At 63.6% G+C, this 15,475-nt stretch carries 15 protein-coding genes; 10 read left to right on the forward strand and 5 right to left on the reverse strand.

What is annotated here, in order from left to right; all coding sequences use genetic code 11:
- The first annotated feature begins 68 nt into the window (after positions 1-68).
- The 6 genes from C8N35_RS03640 to C8N35_RS03665 all read left to right on the forward strand — a co-directional run bounded on the left by C8N35_RS03640 (position 69) and on the right by C8N35_RS03665 (position 6,897).
- Positions 69-554: a PaaI family thioesterase gene (locus C8N35_RS03640; protein ID WP_107988228.1), complete on the forward strand. Its 486-nt coding sequence runs from the start codon at positions 69-71 to the stop codon at positions 552-554.
- Between the two features lie 166 nt (positions 555-720).
- Positions 721-3,549, forward strand: a complete 2,829-nt coding sequence (locus C8N35_RS03645) for a DUF2339 domain-containing protein (RefSeq protein WP_107988229.1) — start codon at positions 721-723, stop codon at positions 3,547-3,549.
- Between the two features lie 81 nt (positions 3,550-3,630).
- The gene (locus tag C8N35_RS03650; RefSeq protein ID WP_107988230.1) at positions 3,631-4,662 is read left to right on the forward strand and encodes a histone deacetylase family protein; all 1,032 of its coding nucleotides are present in this window, start codon (positions 3,631-3,633) and stop codon (positions 4,660-4,662) included.
- Between the two features lie 167 nt (positions 4,663-4,829).
- Positions 4,830-5,429 carry a LysE family translocator gene (locus tag C8N35_RS03655; protein WP_107988231.1) on the forward strand — a complete coding sequence of 200 codons (600 nt, stop codon included), beginning with the start codon at positions 4,830-4,832 and terminating at the stop codon, positions 5,427-5,429.
- Between the two features lies 1 nt (position 5,430).
- The gene (gene phnD, locus C8N35_RS03660; RefSeq protein WP_107988232.1) at positions 5,431-6,408 is read left to right on the forward strand and encodes a phosphate/phosphite/phosphonate ABC transporter substrate-binding protein; all 978 of its coding nucleotides are present in this window, start codon (positions 5,431-5,433) and stop codon (positions 6,406-6,408) included.
- Between the two features lie 249 nt (positions 6,409-6,657).
- A complete protein-coding gene (locus C8N35_RS03665; protein ID WP_107988233.1) occupies positions 6,658-6,897 on the forward strand; it encodes a hypothetical protein in 240 nt (79 codons plus the stop codon).
- Here the strand turns inward: C8N35_RS03665 and C8N35_RS03670 are convergent.
- The 5 genes from C8N35_RS03670 to C8N35_RS03690 all read right to left on the reverse strand — a co-directional run bounded on the left by C8N35_RS03670 (position 6,845) and on the right by C8N35_RS03690 (position 11,571).
- Positions 6,845-8,044 carry an acetate/propionate family kinase gene (locus tag C8N35_RS03670; RefSeq protein ID WP_107988234.1) on the reverse strand — a complete coding sequence of 400 codons (1,200 nt, stop codon included), beginning with the start codon at positions 8,042-8,044 and terminating at the stop codon, positions 6,845-6,847. The genes C8N35_RS03665 and C8N35_RS03670 overlap by 53 nt on opposite strands.
- Position 8,045: 1 nt before the next feature.
- Positions 8,046-9,518, reverse strand: a complete 1,473-nt coding sequence (locus C8N35_RS03675; protein ID WP_107988235.1) for a bifunctional enoyl-CoA hydratase/phosphate acetyltransferase — start codon at positions 9,516-9,518, stop codon at positions 8,046-8,048.
- Between the two features lie 174 nt (positions 9,519-9,692).
- Positions 9,693-10,262, reverse strand: coding sequence for a TadE/TadG family type IV pilus assembly protein (locus C8N35_RS03680; protein WP_107988236.1), 570 nt, complete (start codon positions 10,260-10,262; stop codon positions 9,693-9,695).
- Complete coding sequence (locus C8N35_RS03685) at positions 10,259-10,873, reverse strand: TadE/TadG family type IV pilus assembly protein (RefSeq protein WP_170122012.1); 615 nt, start codon at positions 10,871-10,873, stop codon at positions 10,259-10,261. The genes C8N35_RS03680 and C8N35_RS03685 overlap by 4 nt, the downstream gene beginning before the upstream one ends.
- A 230-nt stretch (positions 10,874-11,103) precedes the next feature.
- Positions 11,104-11,571 carry a pilus assembly protein N-terminal domain-containing protein gene (locus C8N35_RS03690; RefSeq protein ID WP_107988238.1) on the reverse strand — a complete coding sequence of 156 codons (468 nt, stop codon included), beginning with the start codon at positions 11,569-11,571 and terminating at the stop codon, positions 11,104-11,106.
- A gap of 443 nt (positions 11,572-12,014) precedes the next feature.
- Between C8N35_RS03690 and C8N35_RS03695 the strand changes: the two genes are divergently transcribed.
- The 4 genes from C8N35_RS03695 to C8N35_RS03710 all read left to right on the forward strand — a co-directional run bounded on the left by C8N35_RS03695 (position 12,015) and on the right by C8N35_RS03710 (position 15,466).
- Complete coding sequence (locus C8N35_RS03695; protein WP_107988239.1) at positions 12,015-12,179, forward strand: Flp family type IVb pilin; 165 nt, start codon at positions 12,015-12,017, stop codon at positions 12,177-12,179.
- A gap of 253 nt (positions 12,180-12,432) precedes the next feature.
- Positions 12,433-12,936, forward strand: a complete 504-nt coding sequence (locus C8N35_RS03700; protein ID WP_107988240.1) for an A24 family peptidase — start codon at positions 12,433-12,435, stop codon at positions 12,934-12,936.
- A 244-nt stretch (positions 12,937-13,180) separates the two neighbouring features.
- Entirely contained in the window at positions 13,181-13,966 is a 786-nt protein-coding gene (gene cpaB / locus C8N35_RS03705) for a Flp pilus assembly protein CpaB (protein WP_107988241.1), read from the forward strand.
- Positions 13,967-14,056: 90 nt separating this feature from the next.
- Entirely contained in the window at positions 14,057-15,466 is a 1,410-nt protein-coding gene (locus C8N35_RS03710) for a type II and III secretion system protein family protein (protein ID WP_107988242.1), read from the forward strand.
- Positions 15,467-15,475 lie beyond the last annotated feature (9 nt).

Raw genomic sequence — 15,475 nt, forward strand, 5'->3', positions numbered from 1 at the left:
ACGCACCTGGAAGAACAGGCAAGAATGACAAGATAGGGTGTAACAGCACATAATTGGGAGGAATGCAGATGAACAAGCCCGCAGAAATGCAGTACGGCGTGGTGTCGCGCGCGGAGTGCGAAGGGATGAGCGGGCTGGAGATCCTCCGGGCGATGATCGATCGCCGCTTTCCCGCCCCGCCGATCACCCGCACCATGGCCTTCGATCTAAGGCAAGTGGAGGAGGGATACGCCCTCTTTGCCGGGCAGCCGAGCTTCGATTTCTACAACCCGCTTGGCACCGTGCATGGTGGCTGGCTGGCCACATTGCTCGATTCCGCGCTCGGCTGCGCGGTCCAGACCACCCTCAATCCGGGGGAAAGCTATACGACACTGGAATTCAAGGTGAACTGCACCCGCCCGGTTTTCGACACAACCGGAGAACTCCTTTGCGAGGGCAAGACCGTCCATCGCGGCAAGCGCACGGCAACGGCGGAGGCGACCCTCAAGGACAGCGACGGTCGTCTTTACGCGCACGCCAGCGAGACTTGCATGCTCTTCCCCGCAACCACGTAACAGCGCAGGCCCGGCGGGACTTTTCGCGATCCGACCACGGCACTTGTGTCACCTCGCCCTTGCCGGGGCAGCATTTTGCTGTCCGGGCGTATCACCTTGCGCCGGTTTGCCAAAGTGGCTTATCTGAACGCCGCTGTCCCGTTGGGGCAACGTCTGGAGGGGTGTCTTGGAAACTGCAATCACGCTGATCGGTCTTGCTCTACTCGCCATCGTCGTTGCGGCGCTACTGGGCTTTGTCGCCTGGCTGCGGACCGCCGACCTGGGCCGGCGGGTGATGCAACTCGAAAGCGATATCGCCTCCCTTCGCAGGTCGCAAGTGCCGCCAGCGCGCGCCGAGGGCAGCGCCGCATCCAGCCATGCGCGCGAGGAGCCGTCCGCGGAAAAGCAGAAACCGAACGAAGAACCCGACACCGGTTCGGCTTCGGTTTCGCCTGCCTCCCCGCCGCCAACGGCCTTTCCTCCGTTCCTCGCTCCCGACAGGGCGCCTCTCACTCCGGCGGACAGGGCCCGCGCGCGGGTTCCCGCCATGGCCGCTGCGTCTGTTTCCGCACAAGATACAGCCATGCGCGAAAACGGCACGGAGGGAAACGCAGGGGCCGGAGGTTCTTCCTTCGAGATGCGTTTTGGCGCCAACTGGACGGTCTGGATCGGCGGTCTGGCGCTCGTCCTCGGCGGCATCTTTCTCGTGCGTTATTCCATCGAGGCGGGGCTTCTGCCACCGATTGTGCGGGTTCTGGCGGGTGGCGTCTTCGCCGCGCTGCTGATCGGTCTTGGCGAATGGCGGCGACGGCGCACCGCGGAAGACGACCCGGCCGAGGCGGGCGACGCGCGCGCCTATATCCCCGGCATCCTGACGCTCGCCGGCATCACATCGGCCTTTGCCAGCGCCTATGCCGCCCACGCGCTTTACGGACTGATCGGCCCGGCCGCCGCGTTCGTGCTGCTGGGCGCTGTTGCGCTGCTCACCCTCGCCGCCTCGCTGCTGCACGGACCGGCGGTCGCCAGTGTCGGGCTTGTCGCCTCCTATGCGGTGCCGTTCCTCGTTTCCTCCGATGAGCCCGCGCTTGCGCCGGTCGTCTTCTACGGCCTGTTCGTCACGCTCGCGACCTATGCTGTCGCCCGCATCCGCCGCTGGCGCTGGCTGGCGATCGCGGGAGCCGCGTGCGCGGTCGCCTGGGCGCATGTGCTGAGCGCGCTTGGCGTGCCCGCCGATGCGGGATATCTCGCCATCTACGATATCGGCGCGCTGGCGCTGGCCGGCTTCTTCTTCGTGGTGAACCTCTATCCGCGAAATCCGGAAACCGAGGAGGTGAAGCCGGACTGGATGGTGAGCGCCATTCTCGCCGCCCATGCGCTGCCGGCTCTCTATCTCCTGCAGATCGACGCCTTCGGCACGGTATCTGTTGCCACGCTCTTCATCGTCATGGCCGCCTTGCTGGTGATGGCGAGCGAATGGCCAGCCGTTGCGGCCGGCGCCCTTGCCGCCGCTGTCCTCGGTGCTTTTGCCCATCTCACGTTCGAGGTACCAATCGCTCCGGCTTCGTTCGCGCCCGACATCGCCTCGGATCCGGTCATCGCCAGCGCGCTGCTCAATCCGCGAACAACCGCTCATCTGCATTTCGGGCTTGCGATCGGGCTGCTGCTGGGCGTCGCCGGGCTCGTCGGCACATGGCGGTCCGCCGGGCGCTGGGCATTGGCGGCGGCCGGCACGGCAGGACCGCTCGGCGTTTTCGCCGTTTCCTATCTGAGAACCGATACGGCGGGACTGGAAACCGCCTTCGGGCTTTCCGCCCTCGCGCTCGCCGCCGCTTTCGCCGGCGTCACTGCCTTTTTCGAAACGCGGCTGCCGCGTCTTTCCTTCACCCGCGATCTCGCCGTCTCCGCCTATGCCATCGCGACCATCGCGGCACTCGTGACAGGAATGGCGATCCTGCTGCACGAAGGCTGGCTGGTGATCGGCCTCGCGCTGCTGACCAGCGGCATCGCCTGGGTGGAAACGCGCAAACCCTCGCCGGTACTGCGCTGGCTGGCGGTGGCAGTGGCGGCTGGCTGCTGCCTTTTCATCGCCGACGATCCGACCATTGCCGGCGCGGCTCTCGGCACCACGCCGATCTTCAACTGGCTGCTTTACGGCTACGGCGTGCCGACGATCGCCTTCGCCGCGACCGCGTGGCTGCTTGCCCGTCGCGACCGCGATCTTCCGCAGGCGATCTTCGAGGCGCTGACGATCGTCTTCGCACTCGCCACCGTCGCCATGCAGATCCATCACCTGATGAACGGCGGCGACATGCGCGCTTCCGCCGACACGCTGGCGGAGGGAAGCCTGCACACGCTGCTGGCGCTTGCCGCCGCGATCGGACTTCAGAAACTTCAGGGCCGGGCCGGAGGGCGGGTCTTCGACATCGCCTCCATGCTGGCCAGCTTCGTCGGCTTTGCGATGATCGCTCTGGTGAACCTCATCGTGCTGAACCCAATGGCGAGCGGTGAGGAGATCGGAACGAACGCACTCTTCAACGTGCTGATCCCCGCCTACCTGTTGCCAGCCGTGATGCTGGCCACCCTCGTCTGGCAGGCGCGCGGCAAACGACCGAAGGCATATGTGACGAGCGCCGCCGTGCTGTCGCTCGTCATGCTGTTTGCCTGGGTGACGCTGGAGGTGCGCGCGCTGTTCCATCGCCCGAGGCTCGACTGGGGTCTGACCGGCGATGGGGAACTCTACACCTATTCCGCCGTGTGGCTGGTTCTCGGCATCGCGTTGCTGATCGCTGGCGTCTTCACCCGGTCCCGCTCTGTCCGGCTGGCGTCCGCCGCCGTCGTCGCTCTGGTGGTGGTCAAGGTCTTCCTCATCGACATGGGCAGCCTGACCGGCATCTGGCGCGCGGTCTCGTTCATCGGCCTCGGCTTCGTGCTGATCGGGATAGGCGCTCTCTACCAGCGGCTGCTTCGCGCCGCGCCCAAACCGCCGCCGGAGACACGCGACGAAAAGCCTGCCTGAGCGGGCAGATTCCACTCGCCGGCCAATTCCGGATGCGCTACCCCGGAAGGCGCACCCAAATAGCCTTTCAAGAGTAACAACATGAAATCGGTTTTCTCGGAACGTCAGCTTCTGCACACGCCCTCAAAGGAACTTTCCGATGGGGAAATGCGCGCGGCGGTGGAACTGCCGGCACGCGCCGAATATGTCCGCGACCGCATTCTCGAGGTAGGGCTCGGAGACATCATCGAGCCGAGCGCCTTCGGACGCGCGCCGCTGGAGCGTGTCCACACGAAGGACTATCTCGATTTCATGGAGGGCTTTCGCGCACTGCATGAAGCCGCGGGGCGCACCGGCGAGGCGTTTCCCTTCATCTGGCCGACACACGGGCTGCGCTCCGACGTCACCCCGCGCCATGTCGACGGGCTGCTCGGGCGCTATTCCTTCGATGCGGGCACGCCGATCGGTCCAATGAGCTGGGAAGCGGCGAAGATCAGCGCCGACACGGCGCTGACGGCGGCGAAGATGATCGCGCAAGGCGCCCCCGTCGCCTTCGCGCTCTGCCGCCCGCCGGGACACCATGCCATGACCGACCGCTTCGGCGGCTACTGTTTCCTGAACAACGCGGCGATTGCCGCGCAGTATCTGCGTGACGAGGGGGCCGAGCGCGTCACCATCCTCGATGTCGACTACCATCACGGCAACGGCACGCAGCAGATCTTCTATGAACGCGGGGACGTGCAGTTCCTGTCGCTGCATGCCGACCCGGCTGACGAGTTCCCCTATTTCCTCGGCTACGCCGACGAAGTCGGAGAGGGCGAGGGCGAAGGCTGCAACTTCAACTGGCCGATGCCGCTTGGCACCGACTGGTCGGGCTGGAGCGCTTCGCTGGACGAGGCCTGCGCGCGGGCCGCGTCCTTCGGCACCGACACGCTCGTCGTCTCGCTGGGGCTCGATCCGTTCGAGAACGATCCGATCTCCAAGTTCAAGCTCGTCAGCGATGACTTCATCCGTGTCGGAGAGCGCATCGCCAAGCTCGGACTGCCGACGCTGTTCGTCATGGAAGGCGGCTACGCCATCGATGCGCTGGGCGTGAACTGCGTCAACGTGCTGAGCGGGTTCGAGGGCGCCTGAGGGCAGCCGCGAAGGATCCGAATACCATCCGACCCCCGGCATGGCGTCCCCGACGCCCTGCCGACAGGACATATCCGCGCGAAGGCCCGCAAACGATCTTGCGAAGCCCGTGGTTTGGGGGCATGAGGGGCCGCGCGCTGTTGCGCAGTCTTTCAAGGAAACCGGCCATGTCCTGGCTCTTGTTCATCCCGGCCTGCTTCGCGCTCAACATGGCGCCGGGGCCCAACAATATCACCGCCTTCGCAACCGGAGCGCGGCTTGGCTTCTGGGCGGGGTTCCTCGCCGCGCTCGGCCGGCTACCCGCCTTCGCGTTTCTGATCGCCCTTACCGCGGTCGGCCTCGGCGCGGCCTTGGCGACCTCGGCCGTCGCCTTTTCGATCATCAAGTATGTCGGTGCCGCCTATCTCGTCTATGTGGGCATCCACATGTGGCGCGCACGCATCGATACGGCGCACCCGCACGAGGAACGCAACATTCGCGCGCTGGCGCGCCGCGACTTCCTGATCGCCATCACCAATCCCAAGGCGATCGCGATCTTCACCGCGGTCTTCCCCCAGTTTCTCGATCTTGCACAGCCGGTCGCGCCGCAGTTCCTGTGGATCGGCGGTACGTTCCTGTGCCTGGAAACGGTTGCGATCGCGATCTACGTCGCGGCCGGGAAGCTCCTGAGCGGGGTCATCAACCAGACGGCCATCGGCCGGACCCTCAACAAGGCGGTCGGCGGGTTCCTCGTCTTTTCCGGCGCTTCGCTGGTCCTGTCGCACTAGGATGGCACGGCACCCGACCTTCCACCCGACAGGCGCAGCGGCAGCGCTCATGGCGCTTGCCGTGCTGGCGTTTTGCGCGGCCGGCGGTGCCCGGGCGCAGGAGCCGGGCAAGGCCGGGGCCGGACTTTCCGAACCGCCCCAAACCGACTGGCGCAGCCAGGTTCGCTCCCTGCGCATCGGCGTGCTCTCGCCGGGCGGGGAGGAACGCGAATTGACGATGGCGGAGCCCTTTCGCGCCCACATGCAGGAAACGCTCGGGCTGCCGGTCAAGCTGGTGCCGGCACGCGACATGCGCGCGCTGATCGATGCCATCGTCAATGGCCGGGTGGATTATGCCCGCATGAGCGCCAGCGCTTTCGCCTCCGGCTGGGCGCTGTGCCGCTGTCTGGAGCCGCTAGCAGCACCGCAGGCCGCCGATGGCACCCGTGACTATCGCGCGATCGCCGTCGCCCGCACCAGTGTCGCCATCAACCGACTGGGCGACCTGAAGGGCAAGCGGGTGATCTTCTCCGAGCCGGGATCGGTGAGCGGCTACATGGTGCCGATCGCTGTGCTGCGCGGCCAGGGTATCGATACGGCGCATTATTTCTCGGCGCAGAACCATGCCGAAGGACCGCAAACCGCAATCGCCGCCATGCTGCGCGGCGACTATGACGCCGCCTTCGCGTGGTCGAGCCTCGCCGGGGAACGCGGCGAGGGCTACAGCCTCGGCCCGCTTCGGCGGATGGTCGCGCAAGGGCGACTCGACATGGACGCGATCCGCATCATCTGGCAATCGGACCCGATTCCGCATCCCCCGCAGGTGGTGCGTGCGAACCTGCCCGAAGACCTGAAATCCCTCATCCGTGCGGCGCTCTTCGATCTGCTCGCCGCCGAACCCGAGGCCTATGACGCGACCGAACCTGCGTTTTCAGGCGGCTTCGTCGCGGTAACGCGCGACAGCTACACCGTTCTCCTGCACGCCTTCGCACTGCAATAGCGTGTTTTGGGCCGGCGTAGTCGCGCGTGTCGCAACGCCGCGCGCCGGGACATGCTGCTCGGTTGTCCAGTGCAGAGATCCCGTTCCCCCGACCTGCATAAGCCAGGCGCGATGCGGAACCGGCCGAGCCCTCCCACGTTATCTTCCCATAGCATGTCGCGGACAGTGTTCCTGTCCCCCCTCCCTTCGTAAGAGGAAGAACGTCATGCCCGCGACAAACACATACCAGAACCGGCAAGGAGCCAAACCATGCGGACCAAGACAGCGATTGCGGGTCTCGTCTACCCGCAGGTAAACGCAGTTCTTTTCGGCCTGGGGATAATCGCGACGCTGCTGATTCCGACGCTCAAGGTGCACGCGATGACCGTGCTGCCCATCGTCATCGCGTCGAGCCTTGTCCTATCCGTGCCGCTCACGTGGTGGATCGCGCCGCGTCTCAGGCTGCGCTACTGGCGTAGCCGGCGAGACGCGCCGTATGGCGGGCGATAACGATTTCCTCGTTGGTCGGGATCGCGAAGCAGCGCACGCTTGACGGCGCCGCGATTTCGATCTCGTTGGCGGCGTTCTTTTCCTCGTCGAGGGCAAATCCCAGCCAGCCGAGTTCCTGACAGACGATCTCGCGCAGCAAGGGCGAATTCTCGCCGATACCGCCGGTGAAGACGAGCGCGTCAACGCCGCCGATCACGGCCGCGAGGGCGCCGATCTCGCGCCGGATGCGGTGGGCGAAATAGTCTATCGCCTCACGTGCGCGCGGATCGTCGCTTTTCTCCAGGGTGCGCATGTCGGAGCTGATACCCGACAGACCCAGAAGGCCGGACTTGTTATAGAGCAGGTCCGTCACCTCTTCGACCGACATGCCCTTCTCGCCGAGCAGATAAAGCAATACGCCAGGATCGATCTGGCCGCAGCGCGTTCCCATCGGCAGGCCATCAAGGGCGGTGAAGCCCATCGATGAGCAGACGCTGCGCCCTTCGCGAATGCCACAAATGGAAGCGCCCGCGCCCAGGTGACCGACGATAACGCGACCCTGCGCGACGTCGGGAGCGATCTCGCGCAGCTTCTGGCTCACATATTCATAGGACAGACCGTGGAAGCCGTAGCGGCGCACGCCCTCGTCAAAATAGTTTCGCGGCAGTGCGAAGGTGTCGCTCACCCACGGATGGTGGCGATGAAAGGCGGTATCGAAACACGCGATCTGCGGGACTGCGGGAAAGGCCGCCTGGGCGGCGCGGATACCGGCCATGTTGTGCGGCGCATGAAGGGGGGCAAGGGCCGCGCAGAGATCGAGTTCTGCCTCGTTCGCCTCGGTCAAGAGCAGCGGCTGGAAGTGATGGGGACCGCCGTGCACGACGCGATGGCCGACCGCGTCGACCTTCTGATCGGGGAACGCCTCGTGGAGGAAGTCGAGAATGACGGCGAGTGCCGAGGCATGATCGGAAATGCCGGAGGGATCGAGCGGACGATGCGAAAGCCCCTGCCCGTCGCCGGATTCGGCGTCGAAGGCGGGCGTCGTTCCGATGCCGGTCACCTTGCCGCGGCAGATCTCCACCGCATCGATCGTCACATGAGCGACCGCGTAGAGCGCAAACTTGATGCTCGACGAGCCAGCGTTAAGAACCAGAACGCTGCTCCTCATATCAGACGGTACCCTGACCGGCAGGTTCACTGCCACCGACGGAATGCCCCGTTCCCGAAGTCATGACGAATTCCTCCTCTTTGTCCCTGGCGGCAACGCCGGTGCGTTGCCAGTGCGTGTAAAGCAGGGCAAGCGCGCACGATGCGAGCCTCGCCCGATCATCGTCGGCCCGGCTGGTCAGAATGACCGGAACGCGGGCGCCCAGAACGACGCCGGCTGCCTGGGCATGGGCGATAAAGGTCAATTCCTTGGCCAGCATGTTGCCGGCTTCCATGTTCGGCATGATCAGCACGTCGGCGTGGCCGGCAACCAGCGAGGTAATACCCTTGGTGCGTGCGGCGTTGACGTCGACCGCATTGTCCATGGCAAGCGGACCGTCGACAATCCCCCCCGTGATCTGACCTCGTTCCGCCATCTTGGAGAGAATGGCGGCGTCGAGCGTGGAGGGAATGGCCGGGTTGACCGTCTCCACCGCCGACAGGATGCCGACCTTGGGCGTCTCGATGCCCATGGCGCGGGCGAGATCGATGGCATTCTGGGTAATGTCGACCTTGGTGTCGAGGTCGGGGGCGATATTGATCGCCGCATCGGAAATGATCAGCGGCGCGACACGGCCGGGCACATCCATGATGAAGGCATGGGAGATGCGGCGTGTGGCGCGCAAGCCGCCGTCGCGCGAAACCACCGGCTTCAACAGCGTGTCGGTGTGGAGATGGCCCTTCATCACCGCGCCCGCCCGTCCCTCGTGGACAAGGCTCACGGCCTTCCTGGCCGCCTCGACGTCGCCTTCCGTCTCCACGATCTCGCATGCCGCGAGCGACTGCCCGAGACGCGCGGCAAGCGCCTCGATCGAGGCACGGCGACCGATCAGGATCGGACGGATGAGACCGGCTTCGGCCGCCATCAGCGCGCCGCCGAGTGAGGCGTCGTCGTCCGGCCACACGACGGCGGTCGCCAGCGGCTCCAGCATCTGGGCACGCGCGATGAGACGATCGAAATGCTGATGGCGTTCGACCAGGATCTGCGGGACCTCATGCGCCGCGAACACGATCTTGCGCGTCGGCGCCTCCACGACCCCCTCACCTTCCGCCACAAGCCGTCCGCCGGTCGTCTCCACCTTGGTGGCGACACGGATGAGATTGGCCGGCTCCTTGGCCACCACGGTGACCGTTACCGTCAGCGTGTCGCCGACCTGGGCGCGGTCGAGAAAGTCGAAATGCTGAGAGCGGTAGATCGTGCCTGGACCGGGCAGGATATTTCCAAGCACAGCCGAAACCAGAGCGCCGACCCACATGGACGGGGCGAGCGCCCTGTCCTTGCGACCATCGCCATCGTGATCGAAATCGGGCAGGTTGAGCGGGTTCAGATTTCCCGAGGCGTTGGCGAAGATATAGAGATCGTTTGCAGTGCACACTCTGGAGATACTTGCCGAGTCGCCAACGGCTATCTCGTCATAGGTCTTGTTTCCGGCCATTGCGCACGCCTCGTTCTGGGACGGTTTACCGCACCGCATGCGGCATGATTTCGCACTGCATTATCATGCCGGGGCAGGAAGCGTCGAGCCTCATCGGCCTTGGTGAAGCCTCGCTCGGCAGAACGACGGAGCGGGGCATTGCGCCCAGAACCGGCCGCAACCGCCTATTCGAGCTCAACAGCCGGGATCGGGTATCGTATCGACGAGACGCGGGCGCAGATAGAACGTCTCGCCCATGTCGATGGAGCTGGGGATGATCGCGGTGAAGATCGGCTTGTAGGGGTAGGAGGATACCGAGACAATCAGCGAGGTGTTTGCCAGCTGCAGGCTGGCGGGTATCTCGATTGGCGGAGCGCCCCCGGTGGTCCATGCCGTACTTCCGCTCGCGCAGCTCCATTCGACCTTGGCCTTGGAATCCTCGTCGAAGCTGACGCTGGAGACGATCATGCCAAGCCCGGTGGCCTCGTAAGGCTGCATCACCGCATCGGAGGCTTCGAAGATGTCGGTCATGTCGGTGGCGCTGACGCTGTCACTCTGGGCGACGAGATCGCCAACGGTGAAAGCCACCTGGGTAACCTTGCGGTCATAGGTGAGCGCCCGGGTCAGCTCCGAAGATCCCAGCAGCAGCAGGATCAGCACCGGCAGCACAAGCGCGAATTCCACTGCCGCGATGCCGCTTTGGCAGCGCGCGAAGCGTGCAATCGCTTTCGCACGGCGGCTTCCTTCGGGAGCGACGCAGGTCATGACGAGCCCCCGCCGTTCTTCGTTTCCGGGAAAGGTTCTGTGCGGAAAGCCTGGACCGCACCGAGCAGACGACTGCCGTCGCTGAGGTCGGCGAAGTTGACACCCAGATAGGAGGTCATCATCGGCCAGCGATAAAACACCCGCACGACGACGATCTGCGAGGCGCCGGCATTGACATAGCTGAAGTCGGCATCCTTCAATTTGTCTTTCTCGATCGGGTCGGAAAGCGAGATCCCGGCAAATGACGTGAAGGTCTGAACGTCAATCGAGAGCCTGTCAGCGGAAAAGAAGCCGGGAAGCCTGTCCATGATCTGCGTCTTGAACTTGGCGCCGTCGAAGGACTGGGAATAGGCCTGGCCCGTGCGGATCAGGCGGGCGGCATCGGCGGTCGCGTTATCGAGAATGCGTCCGGCGAAGAACATCAGACCGATTTCGGTGATACCGAGAATGAGCGCGAAGAACGGCGCCGCCACCATGGCGAACTCGATCGCCGTGGCACCGGTCTCGTCGCGGCGGCCGCGACGCGTCAGGTCCGCAACACGCCGCATCACCAGCCGTGCCGGCGAAAGCCGGCGGGCGGATGCGGGAACGGACGGACCGGCTCGTTTCATCCTCAACGCCTCGTCTTCGCCGGCCATCTTGCCGGCGGCCACCTGCGGGCCGGATGGCCTGGTTACGCGCAGACAGGCGAAACGATGACCATCACCCTGTTCAAATTGCCTAGATAACCTTGCAGATCCGTTTCCAACCCGGTGCATTCTTCAAGTATTGCGATGCGACACCAGCTCCGTGACCGGGCGGTAACGCGGGCCGCCGCTCGAATGCGGCTGTGCGCCCGGACCTACTGATCGGCGGCCGCCCCGCCTCCTTCGGACAAGGCCCTTCGCTTGCCGATCTGGGCGTAGGTATCGTCGAAGAATTCCTTGGAATCGCCGATGCTCGGATAGGGTTTGCAGATCGGCGAACAGCCATAGCTGTAGCTCGCTCCGGCCCGGGTCACCGTCACCACGGATGAGGCTTGCGGCTCGACCTGGATCACTTCGTCGATGATCGGATCGCCCGCCTTGTTGAGGATGACGAGATTGGTCGACCCGAAGGACTTGCCTGTGATGACCAGCGTGGTGCGGTCATGCATCGTCACGTCGGCGATGGCCGGATTGCCGACAATGATCGTGTCGGCCGGTTCGTCGATCCGGAAGACCTTGGCGCGATCGGTCACCACGGACACCACGCCATCCGCCCAAGCCGGCAGCGCTGCCGCGAGGAGGATGCCAACGACAGGCAATATCCGCAAGTGAGTGCAACGCATGGATCTCTCCACTTGAGCTTCAGGTCTAAGTGGAACGGATGTTGCGCCTTCTTGGTGAAGGAATGGCTAACGAGAGCTTCGCGGCATGCCGGTCAAGGCGTCGATCGGGCTGCCTGCGCCGTTGCGCGCCATATCGAGGATATACTGGACAATAGCGCATGCTTAACAACCCACTAATGAGCTTCCGATAATTATAGTAAAAATATAGTAATATTTTCACGTCTTCGCCTTTAGCAAAGCCAGCACTCCTTTCGGCAACTCGATACACAAGCTACCGTTTCTTAACCATAGCCTCTAATGCATTGCTGAATTGCAAAAGCACCTGGTCGATTAACTTGATTGAAACAACTGATCCATAGTGTTCCCCTCAGTTTCGAGCGGCAAAGAAAAACAAGCCCGCCGAACAGGTGCTGTCAAAACCACGTGGATGTAGGAGCATACCAATGAAGACCCTTTTCGCCCGTTTCGTGAAGGACGAGTCCGGCGCCACCGCGATCGAGTACGGCCTGATCGCGGCGCTCATTTCCGTCGCCATCATCACCATCCTGACCACGCTCGGGACTAACCTGAACACGACGTTCAAGTCGGTGTCTGATAAGCTGCAGTAATCGATCGACGCCATTGCGGGCGTCATGGTTTCGTCAGTTCCGTGGAGCCGCCGCCAAGACGGCGACTCCAAACGGAAAACACCGAACCGTTTGTAAAGAGCAGTCAAAAAACGGGTGGCCAGGTGCCACCCGTTTTCGTTTCCGGACAGGCCGTTTTCAAATCGCCTCTGGGGAAGTCGCGCTGTCTGGTTAACGCGATCTTCAGTGCCTTGCGGGTAATTTCTTCCCTAGGTTCGACAATGCGGTTCAGGTCATGCTTGCGCAGATTCTCTTCTTCGCCTTTCCGCTGCTCGTGGTTTTTGCCGGGATCAGCGACATGATGACGATGACGATTTCCAACCGGTTTTCGCTCGCCCTCATCGCGCTCTTTCTTGTCGCCATCCCGTTCGTCACCGGCTGGGATCCCGCGACATGGGCCGAGCACCTGCTGGCCGGCGCGATCATGCTGGTTGTCGCCTTCGCCATGTTCGCTTTCGGCTGGGTCGGCGGCGGCGATGCCAAGCTCTCGGTCGCCATCGCCCTTTGGCTCGGCCTGCCACAGCTCCTCGCATTCGTTGTTCTCGCATCGCTTTTCGGGGGCGCGCTAACGCTCGGCCTGCTCGGCTTTCGCAATGTTCCGATACCGCCCGCGGCCATTCGCCTCCCCTGGATCGTCCGCCTGCATGACCTCAAGGACGGAATCCCCTATGGCATGGCCCTGTCGGCTGCCGGCCTGGTGCTCTACCCGCAGACAATCTGGCTGGGGCTTCTTCATTAATCTTGAAATTAATGCGGCAAATTGAACAACAATCATCTTATTAATAAAAATTTAATACAATAAATTCTGGAAGATTAGATTGCTTAACAGAATTTAACAACTGGCCGGCAATTTTTACTATTTGCAGTTCATCTCCCGCGATTAACTATGTTTTATCCATTTTCCGTTGAAACTTGAACCCGTCGAGGCGACCTGGCGACGTATGCCTTTTGTCGCGTCGAAATGAACGGATGGGAACCTGGCGATGAAGTTGGCGCGTATTGCCGTCTTGGGCGTTGCACTGGGAGCTGGGCTGATCGCCGCAAGGCTGATGATGAACATGTCCGCCCCTGCGCCCGAACCCGTGGAGACGGTGCAGCTCAAATCCGTGATCGACACGACCGACGTACTGATCGCCTCCAGCGACATCCCGCTCGGCTCGATGCTGAAAGCCGGCGACATGTCATGGGAGCCCTGGCCGAAGGGCAGCGTCGCCGACGGTTTCATCACCCGCCAGAACCGCCCGGACGCGCTGACGGACATGGCCGGGCGCATCGCCAAGGCCCCCGTCTTTTCCGGCGAACCGATCCGCGAACAGCGCCTGATCAAGACCGACCGCGGCTTCATGTCGTCGATCCTGCCGAAGGGCAAACGCGCCGTGGCGGTTTCCGTGGAAGCGGTCACCACGGCCGGCGGCTTCATCCTGCCCGGCGACCATGTCGACGTGATCCTGACCAAATCCGGCCGTCGCGGTTCTTCCGGGGCGGTCAGCCGGACAATCCTGCAAAACGTGCGGGTGCTCGCCATCGACACCAAGACGAAGAGCGAGAACGACGAGAAGTCGCTGCCGCCGAACCGGACGGCAACGCTCGAACTCGACCCGACCCAGGCGGAGATCATCACCGAATCCCAGCAGTTGGGCACCATCGCGCTGACCCTGCGCAGCGCCGAGGACTCCATCGCCGGCGACGACGAGGCGGTGACCACCAGCGATGGCGGCGTGAACTTCGTCAGGTTCGGCGTCACAACGCAGGAATCCACGCGGGAATAGTCCCGCGTTGGGGCAGGAATCCACGCGGGAATGATCCCGCACGCGGCAAGAATCCACGCGGGATGAACCCGCGCACGAAGGAGTGAACCGATGGTCCGCGGAGCGCTATTGAAGGGGCTCCTGGTTGCCCTGGGCCTCGCCATGGCGGGGCTCATTGCAACCGGCGCGCCGGCCGATGCCGGAAACGCGTTCCCCAAAAAGGTGCGCATCGCGGCCGGCCAGGGCACCATGGCCGCTCCGCTCTCGGTGGGTATCGGCCGTTCCGTCGTGGTCGAGACCGGCGACGCGGTGGCCGACGTGATGGTGTCTGACCCCACCATCGCCGATGCTGTCGTGCGGACCCCGCATCGTGTCTTCGTGCTCGGCGTCAAGGCCGGCCAGGCCAACCTGTTTCTGTTCGGCGCCGGCGGGCGCCAGATCGCCAGCCTGGATCTCACCGTCGCCCAGGACACCAGCGAACTCAACAACCTGATCACCCGGCTGGTGCCGGGCTCAAACGTGCATGTCGAGGTCGCCAACAACGCCATCATCCTCTCCGGCACCGTGCTGACCCCGCTCGATTCACAGAAGGCGATCGAGATCGCCAAGGGCTATTCCGGGTCCGGTGACGGCGACAAGTCGAACGTCATCAACATGCTGAATGTGATGGGCAAGGAGCAGGTGTTCCTGAAGGTGACCATCGCAGAAGTGGAACGCACGCTCGTCAAACGGCTCGGCATCAACTTCGACAGCGTCTCCATCGGCACCGGCGCCTATAGTCTGGGATATACCGGTTTCAACAGCACGCTGCTGGATACGGCCGAGGCATCGCTCGGGTTTTCCAAGGGGTCGACCAGTATCCAGGCAAAGCTGCAAGCGTTGCAGGAAGACGGCGTCGTGCGCACGCTCGCCGAGCCGACACTGACCGCGATCTCCGGCGAAAATGCGAGCTTCCTCGTTGGCGGCGAGTACCCGATCCCGGTTGCCCAGGACAACAACAAGATCTCTATCGAGTTCAAGCCGTTCGGTGTCGGGCTCGACTTCACGCCGATCGTCCTGTCCGGCGGCCGCATCAGTTTGCGCGTCAAGACCGAAGTCAGCGAGTTGACCAGCGACGGATCGATCGACATCAGTGGCCTGACCATCCAGGCGCTGAAGGTGCGGCGCGCGGAATCGACGGTCGAACTGCCCTCCGGCGGCGCCCTCGTGATGGCGGGACTGTTGCGCGACAATTTCGAGGACACGCTGAAGTCGGTTCCCGGGCTTGCAAAGCTCCCGATCCTCGGCGCGCTGTTCAAGAGCCGGGACTACCAGCGCAACCAGACCGAACTCGTCGTCTTCGTCACGCCCTACATCGTCAAGCCGACCTCTCCCGCCAAGCTGGCTCGCCCGGACAAGAACCTGGCGCCGGCAAGCGATGCGGAATCGCTTTTCTTCGACCGCCTGAACCGCGTCTACCGAGCCGATCCGGCGGCCCCCACCGGCTCCTATCAGGGCCAGGTCGGGTTCATCTATGAGTGAGGACAGCAG

Origin of the sequence: Breoghania corrubedonensis, from assembly GCF_003053845.1 — a bacterium.
Classification (GTDB): domain Bacteria; phylum Pseudomonadota; class Alphaproteobacteria; order Rhizobiales; family Stappiaceae; genus Breoghania; species Breoghania corrubedonensis.